A 17,823-nucleotide genomic window follows, 5' to 3' on the forward strand; every position below is an offset into this window, starting at 1 on the left:
CGCAGTTTATCCAAAAGCAGAGATTCAAAAATGCATAATTCATCAGATTAGAAATTCTACAAGATATGTAAATTACAAGGATATACGTGAATTAATGAAAGACTTAAAGACAGTGTATAAAGCAAACACTGAAGAAACAGCATTAATACAACTAGGGTACTTTGAAGATAAATGGGGCAAAAAATATCCTAGTTGTATAGCAAGTTGGCGGAATAACTGGGCTGAATTATCAACATTTTTTAAATATCCACCAGAAATTAGAAAGCTGATGTATACAACAAATACCATAGAAAATTTTAATAGGCAACTAAGAAAAGTAACAAAGAATAAGACAATATTTCCTACAGATTTTTCTTTAGAAAAGAGCCTTTATTTAGCAATGGCAAATGCCACATCTAAGTGGACGTCAAGGATGAGGGGCTGGGATCAAATACTAGCTCAATTAAATATATTCTTTGAAGATATCTTAAATAAATAGCCTAAAAAAGAAATAAGATGTGGATTTGATGGATAATTGCTATGCAATTAACCACAAGCTCCACATCTACTGCTACTACTAATTTAGTATATTTCATTAAAAAGCTAAAGAACTTGACAGCTTAGCTTTGCTATGTAAAAATATACTAAACGTAATAAATAAATTTTTGATTTTTACGAAATCTAATCAACTTAATTTTAATCTAAAAATAGTTTTAAATTTAGTCAAATTCCTTAATCTGGAATGATGAAACACAAACTATTTCACACTACCTTTTCTGAAATTAATTCCTCTTTTAATAATCGATTTAACATTCCTATTTGTAAACTATATTTTTCTATATTATTTTTTAAGAATTTATATCCTTCTGGAGTAAATAGAATATTTGCTACTGTTTCTATATCCCCTTCTCCTTTTATATCTTTTAAAATTATCTTTATTTTCTTCCAAAGTGATCTTAACTTCTTTTTCATTGAAAACCTCCAATCTTATCTATAACTTTTATATAACTTCCCTAAACTTTCTTTGACCACCTATAGGTGACAACAACAAACGCCTATTTATGGGGGTTTTCATCATTTCTGACCACCTAAGCTGACACAAAACCCTAATTCCGACCACCTATCTTTATTCTTTCAACCCACGGCACTGCCGGGGGATGTAGCTGGAAGGTGGAATCTTTTGACCACCTTCCTTTATCCTGCACTAAAATCGATAGTGTAGTTTAACTGAATATTTGCTTTTTAAAATCAATATTCTTATTATTAATATCACTAACATCAGTTACTGCCAAGGTTCCAACATCCCCCAACATCTTGCCCAAATTTGATTTTCATCCCCCTCCTCGACTAATTACCCTATATACCAATTCAAATGGTATACAGGGCGAAACAGGGCTACACTTTCAGGGTCAACAGGGACGTTAGTTTGAGGACTTAGGGAGTAGCCATTTTATCGTCCCTAATATCCCTATTTCTAAAAATTTCAATCAATCTTTTACCATTGCTCTTACGGATAACAACAGAGATTGAACGTTCTTCAAGTTCCATTGTATTTTGTAATATCTTTTTACTAAGGCTCTTTGGAGAAATATTATCACCCCTGTTTTTAGATAGTTCCTCTGCTAATTCTGTAGGAGTTGATTTGTGATATTCTTTGTCTTTCATAAAGTCAGAAAGAAGAATAACAATATCATCTATTAGAACATCCTTATTTATAAAACTATCTGTTACTACTTGCCAAATATTATCTTCATCTCTTTTTAATTTGATTTCTCGATAGTCAATATCTCTACCAACACAAGATAAAGTTGCCACTTTACTTCCTCTAGATTCTTCAATTAGGATAAAACTACTATCTACTGCTCCTTGAATTCCAGTAGTACCAGAGATACGATTAAAGGGGTCTTTATCATACTCTTTTCTTAAGTGATGGATGAGTAAAATAGCTATGTCATATTTATCTGCTAGATTTTTTAAGATTCTTAAGTCACCATAGTCATTAGCATAGTTATAATCCTTAGATGTATTTCTTACCATCTGCATAGTATCAATGATAATTAATACAGTATCTGGATTTTCTTTTATGAAGTTTACTATTCTTTCTTCTAGGTCACCTCCTAGCATGGCATTTTCTGCACAGAAGTTTACCTTATAACTTGCTTCATCTGTAATATCAAATAGTCTATTTTGAATTCTTATTTGACTATCTTCAAAGCAAAGATAAAGGCTAGTTCCTTCCTTAACCTTGTTTCCCCAAACCTCCTCTCCTTTAGCTACTGCAACTGACAACCACAAAGCCAGCCAAGACTTTCCCACCTTTGGTGATCCCGCCAGGATATGAAGACCTTCTGACAGCAAGTTTTCAATGATGAAGTTAATTGGTTTTAATGGCATGGTCATTAAGGTTTCACCATCAATGGTATTAAATCTTCTTTTCATTCTTTTCACCTCCTTACTTGTTTCCACACTTAGAGGTTGATTTACGAAGTCTAAATTTGAAAAAATACGGAAAAAGCAACCCTCATATTTTTGATTGTAAAGAAGGTACACAAATATATAGATAACCAAAAAATGATACAGAGATTATAAAAGTAATATTAGAAGTAATAGGAAAAAGAAAATTTTATTATACGCATGGCAAATGAAGCTTTTTACTAAATACATGACGCAAAACGACTGTTATACATCAGGCTGCAAAATCACGTCTAAAGGAATCATGGTACATTCGACGGCTGTGCCGGGTGTAATGGCGGCTGAGTGGTTTTCCCGTTGGAACAAATCTTACAAAGCCGGTGAAATAAACAGGCAGGTATGTGTTCACGCTTTTGTAGACGATAAAGAGGTTTGGCAATACTTGCCTTGGGATCATCGCGGGTGGCATGCAGGAGGAGCAGCCAACAATACCCATATTGGCTTTGAAATCTGTGAGCCTGCTGGGTTTTCGTATAAATCCGGGTCGGTAATGGTGGGTTATGATGCAGCAAAGCAGGAAGATTATTTCCGTAAAGCGTGGCAGAATGCTGTTGAACTCTGCGTTATGCTCTGCAAGAAGTACGGTCTTAATGAGAATGACATCATCTGCCACTCCGAAGGATATAAGCTCGGTATTGCCAGCAACCATGCTGATGTGATGCACTGGTTTCCCAAGCATGGGGAGAATATGGACACTTTCCGTAAAGCAGTAAAAAAAGCGCTGGAGAACAGTACAGATATCAATACTGATATTGGAATTGGAGATATGGTGGAGTTTAAGGTCAGTGTAAAGAATTACTACCCCGGCAGTGTGGAAGTTCCAACGTGGGTCAAAAATGACTATTACCACAGGGTCACACAGACTTTATACAAAGGCAAGCCGGTCATAAAAGGCGGCAAAGAATGTGTTTTGCTTGGCAAAAAGGTTAAGAAATCCGGCGGTCAAGAGATTGCAGGCATAAACACTTGGGTAGCAAAAGAAAACCTTGTAATTGTAAACAGCATTCCTGATAACAAGGGCAATAGAACCTATACAGCGCAAAAAGGCGACACCTTATGGAGAATAGCAGAAAAAGAACTCGGTAGAGGAACAAGATATCCGGAGATTAAGAAACTCAATGGCCTGACTTCAGATACTATTTACCCCGGACAAGTTCTGAAATTGCCGGAATAACGATAAAGGACAGCCAATCGCGGCTGTCCTAAGTCTTTATAGGAGGTGCTTGAATGATAGAGGCGGCTAATCGTTTACCATATAACCCGCAGGAAACGAACTATACAAAGATAACACAGGAGGAAATTCAAAGAGAGGTTGATTACTGGCGGGCGTACAAAATTCTGCAGAGGATGCTTAAGGCAGGACTGATTTCAGAAGAAGAATTCAACAAAATCGACAAGTTAAATCTTAAAATCTTTTCTCCAAGTACGCACAGCTTATGGCCTAATTAGCTTGCTATTAGCGGCACACAGAGGTAACATGTCACATGCCCAAAGGAGGTGAAAACAGTGAGAAAGGTAACAAGGATTGATGGAAACAATGCTCTTCAAGCTTTCAAACCAAAGGTAAGAGTGGCAGCTTATTGCAGGGTTTCAACCGATAGTGATGAGCAAATGGCAAGTCTGGAAGCACAAAAGGACCATTATGAATCCTATATAAAAGCAAATCCTGATTAGGAATTTGCAGGGATTTACTATGATGAAGGCATATCAGGCACAAAAAAGGAGAACCGAACTGGACTTTTAAGGCTGCTTGCAGATTGTGAAAACAAGAAAATTGACTTTATTATAACCAAGTCAGTCAGCAGATTTGCCAGAAACACAACCGACTGTATTGAGATGGTGAGAAAACTTACCGATCTCGGTGTTTTCATCTATTTCGAGAAAGAGAATATAAACACGCAGCGCATGGAAGGCGAATTGGTGCTGACAATTTTGAGTAGCCTTGCAGAAAACGAGTCATTATCCATTGCAGAAAATAGCAAGTGGTCTATCAGGCGCAGGTTTCAAAACGGAACATACAAGATTGCATATCCTCCCTATGGTTATGATTATATGGATGGAAAGCTATTTATCAATAAAGAACAGGCTGAAATCGTAAAGCGGATTTTTTCTGAAGCTTTGGCAGGTAAAGGTACACAGAAAATTGCAGATGGGCTAAATTTGGATAAAATCCCAACAAAGAGAGGTTCGCATTGGACAGCGACCACTATCCGCGGTATCCTTAGCAATGAAAAATATACTGGGGATGTCCTTCTGCAAAAGACCTATACAGATGAGAATTTTAAGCGACATTATAATCATGGGGAAAAGGATCAATACATGATAAAAGCTCATCATGAAGCCATCATATCCTATGAGGAATTTGAAGCTGTCCAAGAGATATTAAGGCAAAGAGGGAAAGAAAAAGGTGTGATAAAGGGAAGCAGCAAATATCAAAACCGCTACCTGTTCTCAGGGAAAATCAAATGCGCAGAATGTGGCAGCAATTTTAAACGTCGAATTCATGGCAGCGGTAACCGTAAATATATTGCCTGGTGCTGCACAAAGCATATAAAGGACGCATCAAGCTGTTCCATGAAGTTTGTCAGAGAGGATGCAATTCATCAGGCCTTTGCTGTAATGATCAATAAGCTTATTTTCGGTCATAAATTCATTATAAGACCATTGCTACAAAGCTTAAAGAAAGCAAATTACTCAGATAATATAGCGAAGATTCAAGAACTGGAAACAAAAATCAAAGAAAATACAGAGCGGGTTCAGGTAATTATGGGACTTATAGCTAAGGGATACCTGGAACCCGCTCTTTTTAATACACAGAAAAATGAGCTGCTTAAAGAAGCGGCTTTATTAAAAGAACAAAAAGAAACCTTAAAACGCGAAATTGATGGAGGCATAACTACTCTTGTTGAGGCAGAAAAGATTCTTAAATTTGCAACGAAAGCTGAAAAGCAGATTAATGCATTTGAAAGTGAAATATTTGAGAATTTTATTGAAGAAATCATTGTGTTTTCTCAGGAGGAAATTGGTTTCAAAATGAAATGCGGGTTGAACTTAAGGGATAGGCTGGTGAAATAATGAGCCATATACCTTTTGGATATACCATTCAAAACGGCAGGGCTGTAGTTAATGAAGAGGAAGCAGTTAAAATTAAGAAGCTATTTAGGTTTATCTTTCAGGGCTTTCTTTAAGCGAAGCGGCACAAAAAGCAGGTATTAAGCGTTACCACACATCTGTTGCAAGAATGCTTTCAGATAAACGGTATGTTGAGGACAAATTCTATCCGCCAATTATCAGTAAGGACACATTCGAAAAAGCACAACTGGAAAGACGCAGGCGAGCTGAGGCGCTTGGCAGGATTTATGAACATAAAGGAAATGAAAAGAAATGCCTGAATTTTAAGTTTCATGCTTCAATGCCGGATAATCTATACGATGATCCGTTTCAGCAGGCAGAGTATGCTTATAGTCTTATTAAGATCGAGGTGATTTTAGATGACAACCAGGAATGTTACAGTAATTCCTGCTCGTAAGCGAATTGAGAATAGTGCAAAGGCAGAGGAATTGCCTAAGCTTCGGGTAGCAGCTTACTGTCGTGTTTCTACGGACAGCGAGGAGCAGGCGACCAGTTATGAAGCGCAGATTGAGCACTACACAAACTACATCAAAAGCAATCCCGAATGGGAGTTAGCAGGCATATTTGCAGATGAAGGTATTACCGGAACGAACACAAAAAAGCGTGAAGAGTTTAACCGGATGATAGAAGAATGTATGCAGGGTAAAATCGATATGATAATCACAAAATCTATCAGCCGGTTTGCAAGAAATACGCTGGACTGCCTAAAGCACATAAGGCAGCTTAAAGAAAAAAATATTCCGGTTTACTTTGAAAAGGAAAATATAAACACATTGGATTCCAAAGGAGAAATCCTGCTGACCATCATGGCATCTTTAGCGCAGCAAGAAAGCCAATCTTTAAGCCAGAATGTGAAACTGGGTATTCAATACCGATATCAGCAAGGAAAAATCCATATCAATCATAACAGGTTTCTTGGCTATACAAAGGATAAGGATGGTAATTTAGTTATCGTACCTGAAGAAGCTGAGATCGTCAAACGCATTTACAGAGAATATCTTGAAGGTTCCAGTATGTTGCAGATAGCAAGAGGTTTGGAGGCTGACGGAATTCTGACGGGTGCAGGCAATCCCAGATGGCATACCAGCACAATCAATAAGATTTTGAGGAATGAAAAATACATCGGTGATGCACTGCTGCAGAAAACCTATACAGTAGATTTTTTATCGAAGAAAAGGGTACCCAATAACGGTATAGTTCCACAATACTATGTAGAAAACAGCCATGAGCCTATAATCCCGCGTGAAATTTTTATGCAGGTTCAGGAGGAGATGGTGCGTAGGGCTAATTTGCAGGCTGGAAAAAGCGGCAAAAGACGAGTTTATAGCAGCAAGTACGCATTATCCAGTATTGTATATTGCGGAGAATGCGGAGACATATATAGACGGACTTATTGGAACAACCGTGGCAAGAAGTCTACGGTATGGAGATGCGTTACACGATTGGAAGAGGGGCCTAAAGGTTGCACATCAAGGACAATTTCGGAGGAAGACCTCCATTCCGCAGTGGCAGAGGCATTTAACCAGGTTCTTGGCGGTGGAGAATCGATGATTACGATTTTGTGGGAGAATATTGAATCAGTGGTCTGCGAGAGCAATGAACAGGCCATTGCCAACATTGAAAAGCAAATGGAAGAGAAACAGATGGAACTCATCAGCTATGCTAATTCTGGCAAGGACTATGAAAAACTTGCTGATGAAATACAGGACCTTAGCGAAAGAAAGCAAGCCATCCTTACGGCGGAGGCGGAAAGCCAAGGTGAAAAAGACCGAATCACAGAGATGATGGAGTTTATAGAAAACCACGCTGACCAAAGCCTTGATTACGATGAAGAGTTGGTAAGGCTCTTAGTTGAGAAGGTAACTGTATTTGAAAACAACGTGGTTGTGAGGTTTAAGTCGGGAATTGAAGTAGAAATATAAACATAGCTTAAAGACGGACCGTCAATCAGGAGATAAATCATCGTCTTGGTTGGCGGTTTTCTCTGGAATAGCAATAAGGTTTACATTATTTCAAAAGAGTAATCGAATCTGTATCGAATAGTATAAGCCCATCTTTCCTCATTTTTGCCAACTCACGAGATAAAGATGTACGTTGAACTCCGATTCTTTCAGCAAGCGCTTTTTTGGTTATATTTAATTTGATGTGGTTAGAATTTTGTTTTTTACTTTCGTAATTGAGATAGTTCATAATGCTTTCGCGTATTGTTTTATTGATATAATGCTTTATCTTATCTCCAAGAATGAATGCACGGTCGGAAGTAAGTTCCAAGTAAGTTCGTAAAAAGATAGCATTATTACAAAACAATTCAAACAATGCTTCTCTATCAATTTCCAATATATCCGTGGGCAATTGTGTTGATACAGTCATAGGATAATAAGGGCTTTTTGAAAATAATAAGTTTCCGCCTAAAATATCATCTTTGTAAAACGCTGAGATTGTAAGCAAATTTCCAGATTCGTCAATGCGATCTACAACAACCTTGCCAGATAAGATTATTTCTAATTTAATGCATGTTTCTCCATCAAAATGAACAACGCTACTTTTCTTATAAGACGTGACTTTAAACTTACCATTTTTGAGGTTAGTAAGTATATCATCATCTGATAAAGATTTTATCAATGTAGTACTTTTGATTAAATTAATATTCTTAGTCATATAGAATCTCCCATGTGTTACCAAGGTAACACCTTTTTTAATATTATAGCGTTATAATATTAAAAATTCAATAAATGATGGGGGAATATTATGAAATTTATTATTAATGCAATACGTATTTTATTTTTTGCACTATTCATATTTTTATTACTTAACGGTAAAATGATGCTTTGGCTTGCATTATATGCGGTAAGTCTCTTAGTAGCATTGCTATTTGGCAGAGTATATTGTGGTTATGTTTGTCCGATGAATACGTTGATGATTCCAACAGAAAGGCTTTCAAAAAAGCTAAAGCTACAGACGGATAAGTATCCCAAGTGGCTTGGCTCTGGAAAATTTGCATGGTTCGCATTGGTGGGTAGCGTAGCAATAATGTTGCTTGCACAAAAATTGTTACATAAAAATATTCCCATCCTACTCATTTGGTTAGCTGTTTCGGTGCTTATAACACTTAGATATAAGCCGGCAGTATTTCATAATCTCATTTGTCCGTTTGGGCCGCTACAAAAAGTTTTTGGAAGATTTGCTAAGTTTTCAGAAAAGGTAAATAAAGAAAGTTGTATTGGGTGCAAGCTTTGTGAGAAAGTTTGTCCTTCCGAAGCAATAGAGGTTAAATCAACAGATAAAAAGGCTGAAATTGAAACTTCAATGTGTTTGCAATGTACTAATTGTCAGCAGGTGTGCCCGAAGGATGCTATTCACTACTCAAAATAGATATAATAGATATGATTGTTTTGTATTGTGACTAAGTTACATAATAATATTAAATTTATGATATAATTTAAATACTAGGAGGATGATAAAATGATTGAGCAAGTATATAAAATATCAACTGGCAATGAGAAAGCAGTAGAAAAAGTTATTTATGATGAGAACCTTCATTATCTACACATGGTTTTTAACAAAGATGAAGGGTTGCCAGAGCATTTTTCAAATTCTAATGTTTATATGACGGTAGTAAGAGGTACACTTTCTATTGGCCTTAATGACCAGGAAATTCATAAGTATTCCAATGGTACTTTACTGAAAATACCTGTAAACACAAAGATGAACGTTAAAAATTTTAATGATGAAACGTTGGAATTGATTGTTGTAAAAGCACCAGCCCCAACAAAATAAGATAAAGCAATTAGAAAACCTATATCGGCAATAATGATGACCGTCACTTGAGGAATTTCCTTGATTGACGGTTTTTTTTGAATTTTCTATTAAATTTACTCAAAGGTTATTGACATATGCCATAAACGTAGTATAATAAGAATAGATGGCATATGTCATAAACCATAAGGAGGTGAAAAACATGCCGAGAAGAGACGGAACCGGCCCAATGGGTGCGGGATCAATGACTGGAAGAGGATTAGGGCTTTGCACAGGTGCTAATGCAGTTAAGTACGGAGCTGGTCTCGGAATGGGATTAGGTCTTGGACTTGCTTGCAGACGTGGTTTCGGTCGTGGCTTTGGTAGAGGATTTGCATTTAACCAGACCTCCTCAAAAACACAAAAAGAGCTGCTGAACGAACAGAAAACCATGTTGCAAGATCGACTCGAAGTTATTGATAAGCAATTGGAGAACCTATAATGAGCATCAGAAATAACCGGAGGACGCTCTGGTTATTTCTGATTAGAATGGAGGTGATGAATTATGGCGAGACCGATGAAGTGGAGAAAAGTCTGCTGCTTACCTAAGAGTAATAAATTCGGACCTCTTGATTCGTCTGCCGACGCAGAAAACCATGTAAATATGACTGTTGACGAATATGAAACCATAAGGCTTATCGATTTGGAAGGCTTCACTCAAGAAGAGTGCGCCAAGCAAATGAATATTGCTCGTAGCACCGTTCAAGGCATTTATATCGAGGCCAGAAAAAAGCTGGCTGAATCTTTAGTAAATGGAAAGGTGCTTTTGATTGAGGGTGGCGAATACCGGCTTTGTGAAGGGTTGGGAAATGGTTGTGGTCGTGGCTGTCATAGACATAGGCGTGGAGGGCGCTTTGCAAATGAGCAGGATTGAGGTAACTGAGTATATATTTTGAATTAGTAAAAGAACGGAGGATTCTTATGAAAATAGCAATTCCAGTAGATGAGAAAACCTTGGAGTCGAATGTATGTGTATCCTTTGGGCGTGCTCCCTATTTTCTAATTTATGATACTGAAACTAAAGAGAGTATATTTCTTGATAATGGTGCAGCAGCAAGTACAGGCGGAGCAGGAATTAAGGCAGCACAAACAATAGTGGATAATAAAGTGAACGCTTTACTTACTCCCCGATGTGGCGAAAATGCAGCTAATGTGCTCAAATCCGCTGATATTAAAATATATAAAACAGCGGGTATTTCCGCTAAAAAAAATATTGATGACTTCATCAGTGGAAAGCTATCCTTACTCGATGAAATTCATCCTGGTTTTCATGGCCATGGAGGGAACTAAAATGAGGATAGCTGTGCTAAGTGGCAAGGGCGGCACAGGAAAGACACTGGTATCAGTGAATTTAGCTGCGGCATCGAAGGAATCCACATATATAGACTGTGATGTAGAAGAGCCGAATGGACATCTGTTTTTTAAGCCTGAAGGAGTCAGGGAGGAAGAAATATCAGTAAAGATTCCAAAAGTGGATGAAGAATTATGCAATGGATGTCGAAAATGCGTTGATTTTTGCAACTTTAACGCCCTCGCCTATATTAAAAACAAACTGATTGTCTTTGACGATGTGTGCCACTCCTGCGGTGGTTGTATCTTGGTTTGTCCTGAAAAGGCACTAACAGAGAAAGCAAAGGTTATTGGCAAAGTACAAAAAGGGATTTCCGACGAAGTAACGGTATGGACAGGAATATTGAACACCGGTGAAGCTACGGGCATTCCTATCATAAAAAAGCTGCTTACCGAAAAAAGTTTGGGAGCAAATAAACAGACATTTATCGACTGTCCACCAGGAAGCGCTTGTATCGTAATGGAGAGCATCAAAGATGCGGACTATTGTGTATTGGTAGCTGAGCCGACATTGTTTGGTGTTCATAACCTCAATATAGTATACGATCTGGTCAAGTTATTTAATAAGCCATTTGGGGTGGTTATTAACAAATGCTTGGATGAAGAAAACCCAGCAGAGAAGTTTTGTTTTGAAAATAATATAAAGATATTAGGGCGGATTCCATTTGACAATGAACTTGGAACCTTGAACTCGAATGCGGAAATTGCCGTTAATAAAAATGAAAAGTACCAAGAACTGTTTTCTTCTCTGCTGAAAACAGTGGCAAAGGAGGTGCAGTGTAATGAAACAACTACTAATCCTTAGTGGAAAAGGCGGCACTGGAAAGACCACAATAGCAAGTGCATTTATAAAGCTTGCTGACGCCAAAGCATATGCGGATTGTGATGTAGATGCACCTAACCTGCATCTTATAACAAAGCAAAACTCCCTGCCAAAGAAAACAGACTATTATGGTTTGCCGAAAGCCGAGATAGATATCGAGCTGTGCATAGAGTGCGGACAATGCATGCAAAACTGCCGATTTGAAGCTATATCAGCAGACGGGAAATACAAGGTAGATCCTTTTGCCTGTGAAGGTTGCGGGGTTTGCGAGCTTGTTTGCCCTGTTGAAGCTGTGACTTTAAAACCTGCTGTAGCTGGTGAACTGCTGTTATATACAGATGGAGAAAAAGTATTTTCTACAGCGCAGCTAAAAATGGGCAGCGGAACCTCCGGAATGTTGGTTACCGAGGTAAAGAAGCAAATGAAGTCAGCAGCCGCTGATGTGGAGTTTGCCATTATTGACGGATCTCCCGGTATAGGCTGCCCGGTTATAGCGTCTTTGAGCGGTGTTGATATGGTGTTAATTGTGGCCGAGCCATCCATATCCGGAATTAGTGACATGGAGCGGATTATAAATACAGCTGCGAAATTTGGCGTAAAGACGGCGGTATGTATCAATAAGTTTGACACAAATATGCAAAACACAGAAAAGATAGAAAACTTCTGTAAAGGTCAGGGAATTAGCCTTTTGGGTAGAATACCCTTTGATTTGGACGCGGTAAAAGCAATTAATAATGGGCAGACAATTGTTGATATAGACTGTGCCTCAGGTGCAGCAGTGAAAGCAATTTATAGCAAGACAATGGAACTGCTGTTTGAAGAAGGTGGTGGGCTGAGGTCATGATTATCAAAACACTAGTTGAGAATACAGCGCTATCCAAAAACTTCGGCAGCGAACACGGACTTAGCCTTTATATAGAAGCAAATAGTCACAAAATTCTTTTTGATGTTGGCGCTAGTGAGTTATTTCTTGAAAATGCAAAGAAGCTGAATGTAGATATCTCTGAGGTTGATTATCTGATTATTTCGCATGGGCATTATGATCATGGTGGCGGGCTAAGAGCTTTTTTGCGTGAAAACACGAAAGCCGAGGTATTCTTACACCGACTAGCATTTGAAAAATACTATGCTTTGCGTTCAAATGATGAACCGGAGTATATTGGCTTGGATGAAGAATTGAAGCAAAACAAGCGTATTGTATTTACATCAGACCGTTTCTTTGTCAGCAAGGGGGTTCAAGTGTTCTCAAATATTACCAGGAAGGAACCTCTACCAAAGTCAAATGACAGTTTGCTTATGAAACATGACGGCAAAATAGTACAGGATACTTTTGCGCATGAACAAAACCTCATTATAGAGGAGGCAGGAAAGACGCTTTTGGTAACAGGCTGCGCCCATAATGGTATTGTAAATATTCTTGAATACTTCCATGACTTAAAAAGACGTATGCCTAACTATGTGATAGGTGGATTTCATCTTTCCAACCGTTCTGGCGGAAACGAGGTCCATGAAATGATAGATAGAATTGGTAAATACCTGGTGGATACAAAAGCAAAGTTTTACACATGTCATTGCACTGGTCTGGAGCCTTATAAAAGGCTGAAAACTATTATGGGTGATAGCATCGATTATCTGTCAGCAGGCAGTGAAATACACATATGAATTATTTGATAGTGCAAATCAAGGGAGATGAATGCCTGTGAAAGATATTAATACATTTATTTTTATTTCTGCTTTTGCAATGGGAGCAATGATAGTAAACAGTTTGGGAATCTGGACTCTTTATAAAAATCGCGAATGGGCAGAAAAAATTAAAGACTATTGTATGTGTTTTGCTGCGGGAATACTTATCTCTTCCCCGCTGATAATGACTTTACCTCAGGCTATACAAAAAACCTCCTACGCAGGATTTACTGCGCTCGCAGGATTTTTATTTATGTATTTCAGCAATGAGATCATCAAATACAAAACAAAGCAAAAAGAACTGGCCTTTGGCATAACTGCAATTGAAGGTATCTTAATTCATTCACTTATAGATGGCGTTGTATACACAGTTACTTTTAGTATCAGCACAGTAGTTGGAATTCTTACTGGAGTTGGGTTGGTTGTTCATGAGTTCGCCGAAGGCGTTATAACTTTTTCAATGTTACTTAAAGGTGGATATAGCACAAGGAAAGCTGGGATTTATGCTTTTCTTGCAGCAGCATTAACAACTCCTATCGGTGCCTTTATAGCATATCCAATTGTTCAACATCTTAGTAACAATGTTTTAGGACATATGCTTGGATTTGTTGCTGGTGTTTTAATATACGTTTCGGCATCGCATTTATTGCCTGAAGCAAGGGAATATGAGAAAAAGCACTCTACACTAGCATTTATATTGGGAATTGTTTTCGCACTGCTTATTATGTTTACCGAACACTAAAGTTATTATAGCATAACAACCATGCATGAAAAATATACAGGAAGGAGCTAATATTATGAGCGAAAATTGCAACCAAAGCTGCAGCAGTTGCTCGGAGGACTGCGCAGAAAGAAAGGAAAAGAAAAATGATTTCTCCGTGAAACCACATGAAATGAGCAGCATTAAAAAGGTTATTGGTGTTGTCAGCGGTAAAGGAGGGGTTGGAAAGTCACTGGTAACTTCCATGCTAGCTGTTACCATGAATAGAATGGGGTATCATACCGCTGTTCTGGACGCTGATGTAACCGGGCCTTCTATTCCTAAGGCATTTGGTATCAAGGAAAAAGCCACAGGAAGTGAATTTGGCTTATTCCCAGTTAAAAGTAAGACAGGTATTGATATCATGTCTGTTAATTTGCTTTTAGAGAATGATACCGATCCAGTTGTGTGGAGAGGACCCCTGATCGGAAATATGGTAAAGCAGTTCTGGTCAGATGTTATCTGGAGCGATGTGGATTTTATGTTCATCGATATGCCACCGGGCACCGGCGATGTTCCCCTTACTGTATTTCAATCCATTGCTGTTGATGGGATCATTGTTGTAACCTCGCCTCAGGAGCTTGTATCCATGATTGTATCAAAAGCAGTCAGGATGGCTGAAATGATGAATATTCCTATCGTTGGTTTAGTAGAAAATATGTCCTATTTTAAATGTCCGGATTGCGGTAAGGAACACAAAATTTTCGGCGACAGCCATGTTGACGAAATTGCCGAAAAGCATAATTTAAAAGTGCTTGCTAAGCTTCCGGTCAACCCCAAAATTTCTGCCGCCTGTGATAAGGGTATGATAGAACTTTTTGACGGCGATTGGCTTGATCCGGCGGCAAAAGTATTGGAGGAAATCATTGAGGAAGATAATAAATGAGTGCACATTCAGATTTGGCAAGAAAATTGTTTAAAAAAGGCTACAATTGCTCTCAATCTGTTTTTGCTGCTTTTTGTGATGAAACGGGGCTGGACACGGAAACAGCATTAAAAATTGCATCTTCTTTCGGAGGAGGTATGGGTAGGTTGCGAGAAGTATGTGGTGCTGTGACAGGAATGTTTATGGTGGTCGGCATGAAATATGGTTACACAGATCCATCCAGCAAAAATGCGAAAGCAGAACATTATGAGCTAGTTCAAGATTTGGCAAAACAATTTGAAAATGAAAACGGATCAATCATATGCAGGGAACTGTTAGGTATTTCAATTAAGCATGATAAACCTATACCCGAGACCAGAAATGATAATTATTATAAAAAGCGGCCTTGCGCAGAACTTGTTGAGCAAGCTGCAAGGATACTTGATGAATATATTCAGAGTAAAAGAATGGAGGAGGTCAACTATGATTAAAATTGCTGTAGCAAGTGATAACGGAATGGTGACTGAGCACTTTGGACATTGCGAAGGGTTTATAATTTTTGACACCGAAAACAACAAAATTGTTAAAAGTGAAACCATCGCTAACCCCGGGCATAAACCTGGATTCTTGCCTAATTTTCTTGCCGATCGTGGAGTAAACGTCATCATCAGTGGTGGTATGGGAGGAGGTGCAGTTGACATTTTTAATGAAAGGAACATTGAGGTTATTGTTGGGGCAAGAGGTGATGCCAAAGCAGCAGTAGAAGCATACCTGCAGGGTTCTCTTAAATCTACTGGTTCTGTTTGCCATGAACATGAGCACCACGATGAATGTGGAGAATGAAACAGGACTTTGAATTATAATTTCCTATACTTTGATTATTACACTGTGCAAATAAAAAGACACCGCTTCAGTACAAATACTGACAGCGGTATCTTTTTATTTAATCATATATTTACCCGTATAATCAGTGGTTTTTTTGAAGAGTTTATTGTGGAATACGATTATAATAATTCCGAAAATGATCAGAACCAATGACAGTGCTTGCGATATTCTAAGTCCCGGGACCAGATAAAGACTATCTGAACGCAATCCTTCAATCCAAAAACGACCTAGCCCATATCCGATAAAGTAAGTTGCCAAAAGCTGACCGTTAAACTTTGTCCTTTTGCGGAAATAAACCAGTACAGCAAATACACACAAATTCCACATGCTTTCATAAAAAAATGTAGCTTGATGCCATTCTTCCAACCGTTCTATGAATACAGCATAGGGGAAGAATTGAAGATTTGGGTTTGCAACGAGATTGCCGAAGGCCTCCTGGTTCACAAAATTACCCCATCGACCAATTGCCTGTCCTAGAATTAAGCTTGGTACAACCATATCAACAAGTCGGAAAAATGGGAATTGACTGCGTTTTGAAAAAATAATCGCAGCTATGATTCCACCAATAACTCCTCCATATATAGCAAGACCACCTTCCCAAATAGCAATCATCTTTGTAAAGTTGCCGCTATACTGTTCCCATTCAAATACAACGTAATAAATTCGCGCGCAGATGATTGCGATGGGGAGCGCTAAAAAGAGAAAATCAAAGATTATTTCACTTTTAAGGTTCTGTCTTTTAGCTTCACGACAGGCAATCAAAACACCAAGTAAAACCCCGAATCCAATAATAACGCCATACCATGCAATATTTAAACCATTAATGCCAAATAGGTTTTTTATTAAATATCTATCTATCATAAAATCCGCCTTTCTAATATCAGCGTATAGAGGTAACTTTAATAATAGTATCACGATGAGGTATTTACGTAAACCATTTAAACATGTATATTAGGAAGAAAGGCTTGTTGATATGTTCCTGCGAACGACGATTTTTCAAAAAAGACCGAAAAACCCATTGACATGTTCCCGTAGACGTAAGGTTCAAAAAATCAGTCCAAGACATCAATCCAAGCCGCTCAAGCCACATAGAGTGCGTGGTAGGAATACAGAAGATTCAATAGTAGAATTAGATCATAAAATAGCTAATTATCAACGGAAACGATATGTTGTTATGAAATTTATTCATGACAAAGAACATATCGTTTTTAATGATATTGGGAAGGGCAGAAGAAAAAAGGAAGTATATGATGGGATTGAGGTTATTATAGCTATGAATTAATGTTAAAATTAGAGAAACAACCTAATAATACAAAAATAGGATAATATATTCATTACTTCATTCTGTACTTTTAGGATGGATAAATGAAAGAGTACATTTTAAATGTAATTATAACTTTAAAACTACATTAAATCTATACATTTTGCAAAGGAAAAGTGTACTCGGTAGGGTACACCGGTTTTTGAGTACTTGTGTATCCCCTAAAACAAAGGAGATCACTCTAAACCTAGCTCTTCTTTTAAAATATATCTATTCTTAAGGATTTGTAATTTATCAGGTTTGACTAAAGTCTAGTGAATAATGGACCATCTTCGCATGTTCCAATTATTCAAAGTAATAGAAATACTACTACAATTAATCCCATACTTGAAATTTAACCTCAACCATGTTTTACCAAGAATATATAGGGTATATAAATCATGAATAAGCTAGGACTTATTACCAAGTAAATAGGCTCTCGGAATAGGATGAAGGTTCAGGATTAAAATATTGCAAATTTAATAATAAGGTCCTAGTTTTTCAAAGAAATATTCGATTTAAAAAATGATTTTAAAAAAGTGCATAGCAAATAAACCCAACATTTTGAGTTTTTTAAAATCATGAAAAGTGGTATAAAATCAAACTAAAATATAACCTCCGAGAGTTTTATTGTATCTTTTTTACGCTGTACCAAGCATCAATATGCTGGCATATCATAATACCGTAAAGGCGGATGTACCACATTTTAGTAGAACGATGACGCCCAGCTTCTAGATGGTAATCAACCTTTTCTCTTTTGTTTGAGCGTTCAACAGAGG

The 17,823-nt window shown here is 37.7% G+C and carries 23 protein-coding genes; 19 read left to right on the forward strand and 4 right to left on the reverse strand.

The features are described from left to right. Nucleotides 1–478, forward strand: a 478-nt coding sequence (locus BO51_RS08570; RefSeq protein ID WP_496485838.1) for an IS256 family transposase, incomplete at its 5' end; no start/stop codon positions are given. Nucleotides 479–741: 263 nt separating this feature from the next. On the opposite strand, the gene BO51_RS08575 is transcribed toward BO51_RS08570, so the two are convergent. Both BO51_RS08575 and BO51_RS08580 read right to left on the reverse strand, forming a co-directional pair. After that, on the reverse strand, nucleotides 742–951 hold the full coding sequence (locus BO51_RS08575) for a hypothetical protein (protein WP_496485840.1): 210 nt from the start codon (nucleotides 949–951) through the stop codon (nucleotides 742–744). Nucleotides 952–1,413: 462 nt separating this feature from the next. After that, the gene (locus BO51_RS08580; RefSeq protein ID WP_496485842.1) at nucleotides 1,414–2,418 is read right to left on the reverse strand and encodes an AAA family ATPase; all 1,005 of its coding nucleotides are present in this window, start codon (nucleotides 2,416–2,418) and stop codon (nucleotides 1,414–1,416) included. 202 nt (nucleotides 2,419–2,620) lie between these two features. Here BO51_RS08580 and BO51_RS08585 point away from each other — a divergent pair, with 202 nt between their 5' ends. From BO51_RS08585 to BO51_RS08605, 5 genes are all read left to right on the forward strand, one after another. After that, the gene (locus BO51_RS08585; RefSeq protein ID WP_496485844.1) at nucleotides 2,621–3,625 is read left to right on the forward strand and encodes an N-acetylmuramoyl-L-alanine amidase; all 1,005 of its coding nucleotides are present in this window, start codon (nucleotides 2,621–2,623) and stop codon (nucleotides 3,623–3,625) included. Nucleotides 3,626–3,678: 53 nt separating this feature from the next. Further along, a complete protein-coding gene (locus BO51_RS08590) occupies nucleotides 3,679–3,900 on the forward strand; it encodes an SHOCT domain-containing protein (RefSeq protein ID WP_496485846.1) in 222 nt (73 codons plus the stop codon). Between the two features lie 57 nt (nucleotides 3,901–3,957). Next, nucleotides 3,958–4,125 carry a hypothetical protein gene (locus BO51_RS08595; protein WP_496485848.1) on the forward strand — a complete coding sequence of 56 codons (168 nt, stop codon included), beginning with the start codon at nucleotides 3,958–3,960 and terminating at the stop codon, nucleotides 4,123–4,125. Between the two features lie 12 nt (nucleotides 4,126–4,137). Then, nucleotides 4,138–5,526, forward strand: coding sequence for a recombinase family protein (locus BO51_RS08600; protein WP_496485872.1), 1,389 nt, complete (start codon nucleotides 4,138–4,140; stop codon nucleotides 5,524–5,526). A gap of 416 nt (nucleotides 5,527–5,942) precedes the next feature. Then, nucleotides 5,943–7,505 (forward strand): recombinase family protein, encoded by a 1,563-nt coding sequence (locus BO51_RS08605; RefSeq protein WP_496485850.1) that lies wholly within the window; start codon nucleotides 5,943–5,945, stop codon nucleotides 7,503–7,505. Between the two features lie 85 nt (nucleotides 7,506–7,590). On the opposite strand, the gene BO51_RS08610 is transcribed toward BO51_RS08605, so the two are convergent. Then, nucleotides 7,591–8,265, reverse strand: a complete 675-nt coding sequence (locus BO51_RS08610; RefSeq protein ID WP_496485852.1) for a Crp/Fnr family transcriptional regulator — start codon at nucleotides 8,263–8,265, stop codon at nucleotides 7,591–7,593. A 66-nt stretch (nucleotides 8,266–8,331) separates the two neighbouring features. On the opposite strand from BO51_RS08610, the gene BO51_RS08615 reads away from it, so the two are divergent. The 12 genes from BO51_RS08615 to BO51_RS08670 all read left to right on the forward strand — a co-directional run bounded on the left by BO51_RS08615 (nucleotide 8,332) and on the right by BO51_RS08670 (nucleotide 15,702). Next, nucleotides 8,332–8,955, forward strand: coding sequence for a 4Fe-4S binding protein (locus BO51_RS08615; protein WP_496485854.1), 624 nt, complete (start codon nucleotides 8,332–8,334; stop codon nucleotides 8,953–8,955). A gap of 90 nt (nucleotides 8,956–9,045) precedes the next feature. Then, on the forward strand, nucleotides 9,046–9,360 hold the full coding sequence (locus tag BO51_RS08620; RefSeq protein ID WP_496485856.1) for a cupin domain-containing protein: 315 nt from the start codon (nucleotides 9,046–9,048) through the stop codon (nucleotides 9,358–9,360). A 181-nt stretch (nucleotides 9,361–9,541) separates the two neighbouring features. Next, nucleotides 9,542–9,820, forward strand: coding sequence for a DUF5320 domain-containing protein (locus tag BO51_RS08625; protein WP_213818493.1), 279 nt, complete (start codon nucleotides 9,542–9,544; stop codon nucleotides 9,818–9,820). A 63-nt stretch (nucleotides 9,821–9,883) separates the two neighbouring features. Continuing rightward, nucleotides 9,884–10,252 (forward strand): DUF134 domain-containing protein, encoded by a 369-nt coding sequence (locus BO51_RS08630; protein WP_496485858.1) that lies wholly within the window; start codon nucleotides 9,884–9,886, stop codon nucleotides 10,250–10,252. Between the two features lie 47 nt (nucleotides 10,253–10,299). Further along, the gene (locus BO51_RS08635) at nucleotides 10,300–10,668 is read left to right on the forward strand and encodes a NifB/NifX family molybdenum-iron cluster-binding protein (protein WP_496485860.1); all 369 of its coding nucleotides are present in this window, start codon (nucleotides 10,300–10,302) and stop codon (nucleotides 10,666–10,668) included. 13 nt (nucleotides 10,669–10,681) lie between these two features. Then, nucleotides 10,682–11,533 (forward strand): nucleotide-binding protein, encoded by an 852-nt coding sequence (locus tag BO51_RS08640; RefSeq protein WP_496485862.1) that lies wholly within the window; start codon nucleotides 10,682–10,684, stop codon nucleotides 11,531–11,533. Continuing rightward, nucleotides 11,511–12,395 (forward strand): ATP-binding protein, encoded by an 885-nt coding sequence (locus BO51_RS08645; protein ID WP_496485864.1) that lies wholly within the window; start codon nucleotides 11,511–11,513, stop codon nucleotides 12,393–12,395. Before BO51_RS08640 ends, BO51_RS08645 begins: the two co-directional genes overlap by 23 nt. Further along, nucleotides 12,392–13,213, forward strand: coding sequence for an MBL fold metallo-hydrolase (locus tag BO51_RS08650; protein WP_132029541.1), 822 nt, complete (start codon nucleotides 12,392–12,394; stop codon nucleotides 13,211–13,213). Before BO51_RS08645 ends, BO51_RS08650 begins: the two co-directional genes overlap by 4 nt. A 37-nt stretch (nucleotides 13,214–13,250) precedes the next feature. Next, the gene (locus BO51_RS08655) at nucleotides 13,251–13,976 is read left to right on the forward strand and encodes a ZIP family metal transporter (RefSeq protein ID WP_199485871.1); all 726 of its coding nucleotides are present in this window, start codon (nucleotides 13,251–13,253) and stop codon (nucleotides 13,974–13,976) included. A 55-nt stretch (nucleotides 13,977–14,031) separates the two neighbouring features. Further along, nucleotides 14,032–14,880 (forward strand): P-loop NTPase, encoded by an 849-nt coding sequence (locus BO51_RS08660; protein ID WP_496485867.1) that lies wholly within the window; start codon nucleotides 14,032–14,034, stop codon nucleotides 14,878–14,880. Continuing rightward, nucleotides 14,877–15,350, forward strand: a complete 474-nt coding sequence (locus BO51_RS08665; protein WP_181340480.1) for a C-GCAxxG-C-C family protein — start codon at nucleotides 14,877–14,879, stop codon at nucleotides 15,348–15,350. The genes BO51_RS08660 and BO51_RS08665 overlap by 4 nt, the downstream gene beginning before the upstream one ends. Next, nucleotides 15,343–15,702 carry a NifB/NifX family molybdenum-iron cluster-binding protein gene (locus BO51_RS08670; protein WP_118475431.1) on the forward strand — a complete coding sequence of 120 codons (360 nt, stop codon included), beginning with the start codon at nucleotides 15,343–15,345 and terminating at the stop codon, nucleotides 15,700–15,702. The genes BO51_RS08665 and BO51_RS08670 overlap by 8 nt, the downstream gene beginning before the upstream one ends. Nucleotides 15,703–15,798: 96 nt before the next feature. On the opposite strand, the gene lgt is transcribed toward BO51_RS08670, so the two are convergent. Next, on the reverse strand, nucleotides 15,799–16,605 hold the full coding sequence (gene lgt / locus BO51_RS08675) for a prolipoprotein diacylglyceryl transferase (protein WP_118475153.1): 807 nt from the start codon (nucleotides 16,603–16,605) through the stop codon (nucleotides 15,799–15,801). A 112-nt stretch (nucleotides 16,606–16,717) separates the two neighbouring features. On the opposite strand from lgt, the gene BO51_RS08680 reads away from it, so the two are divergent. Next, entirely contained in the window at nucleotides 16,718–17,026 is a 309-nt protein-coding gene (locus BO51_RS08680; protein WP_496485870.1) for a hypothetical protein, read from the forward strand. The last annotated feature ends 797 nt before the right edge of the window (nucleotides 17,027–17,823 follow it).

The sequence above is a fragment of the Soehngenia saccharolytica DSM 12858 genome, assembly GCF_059568515.1.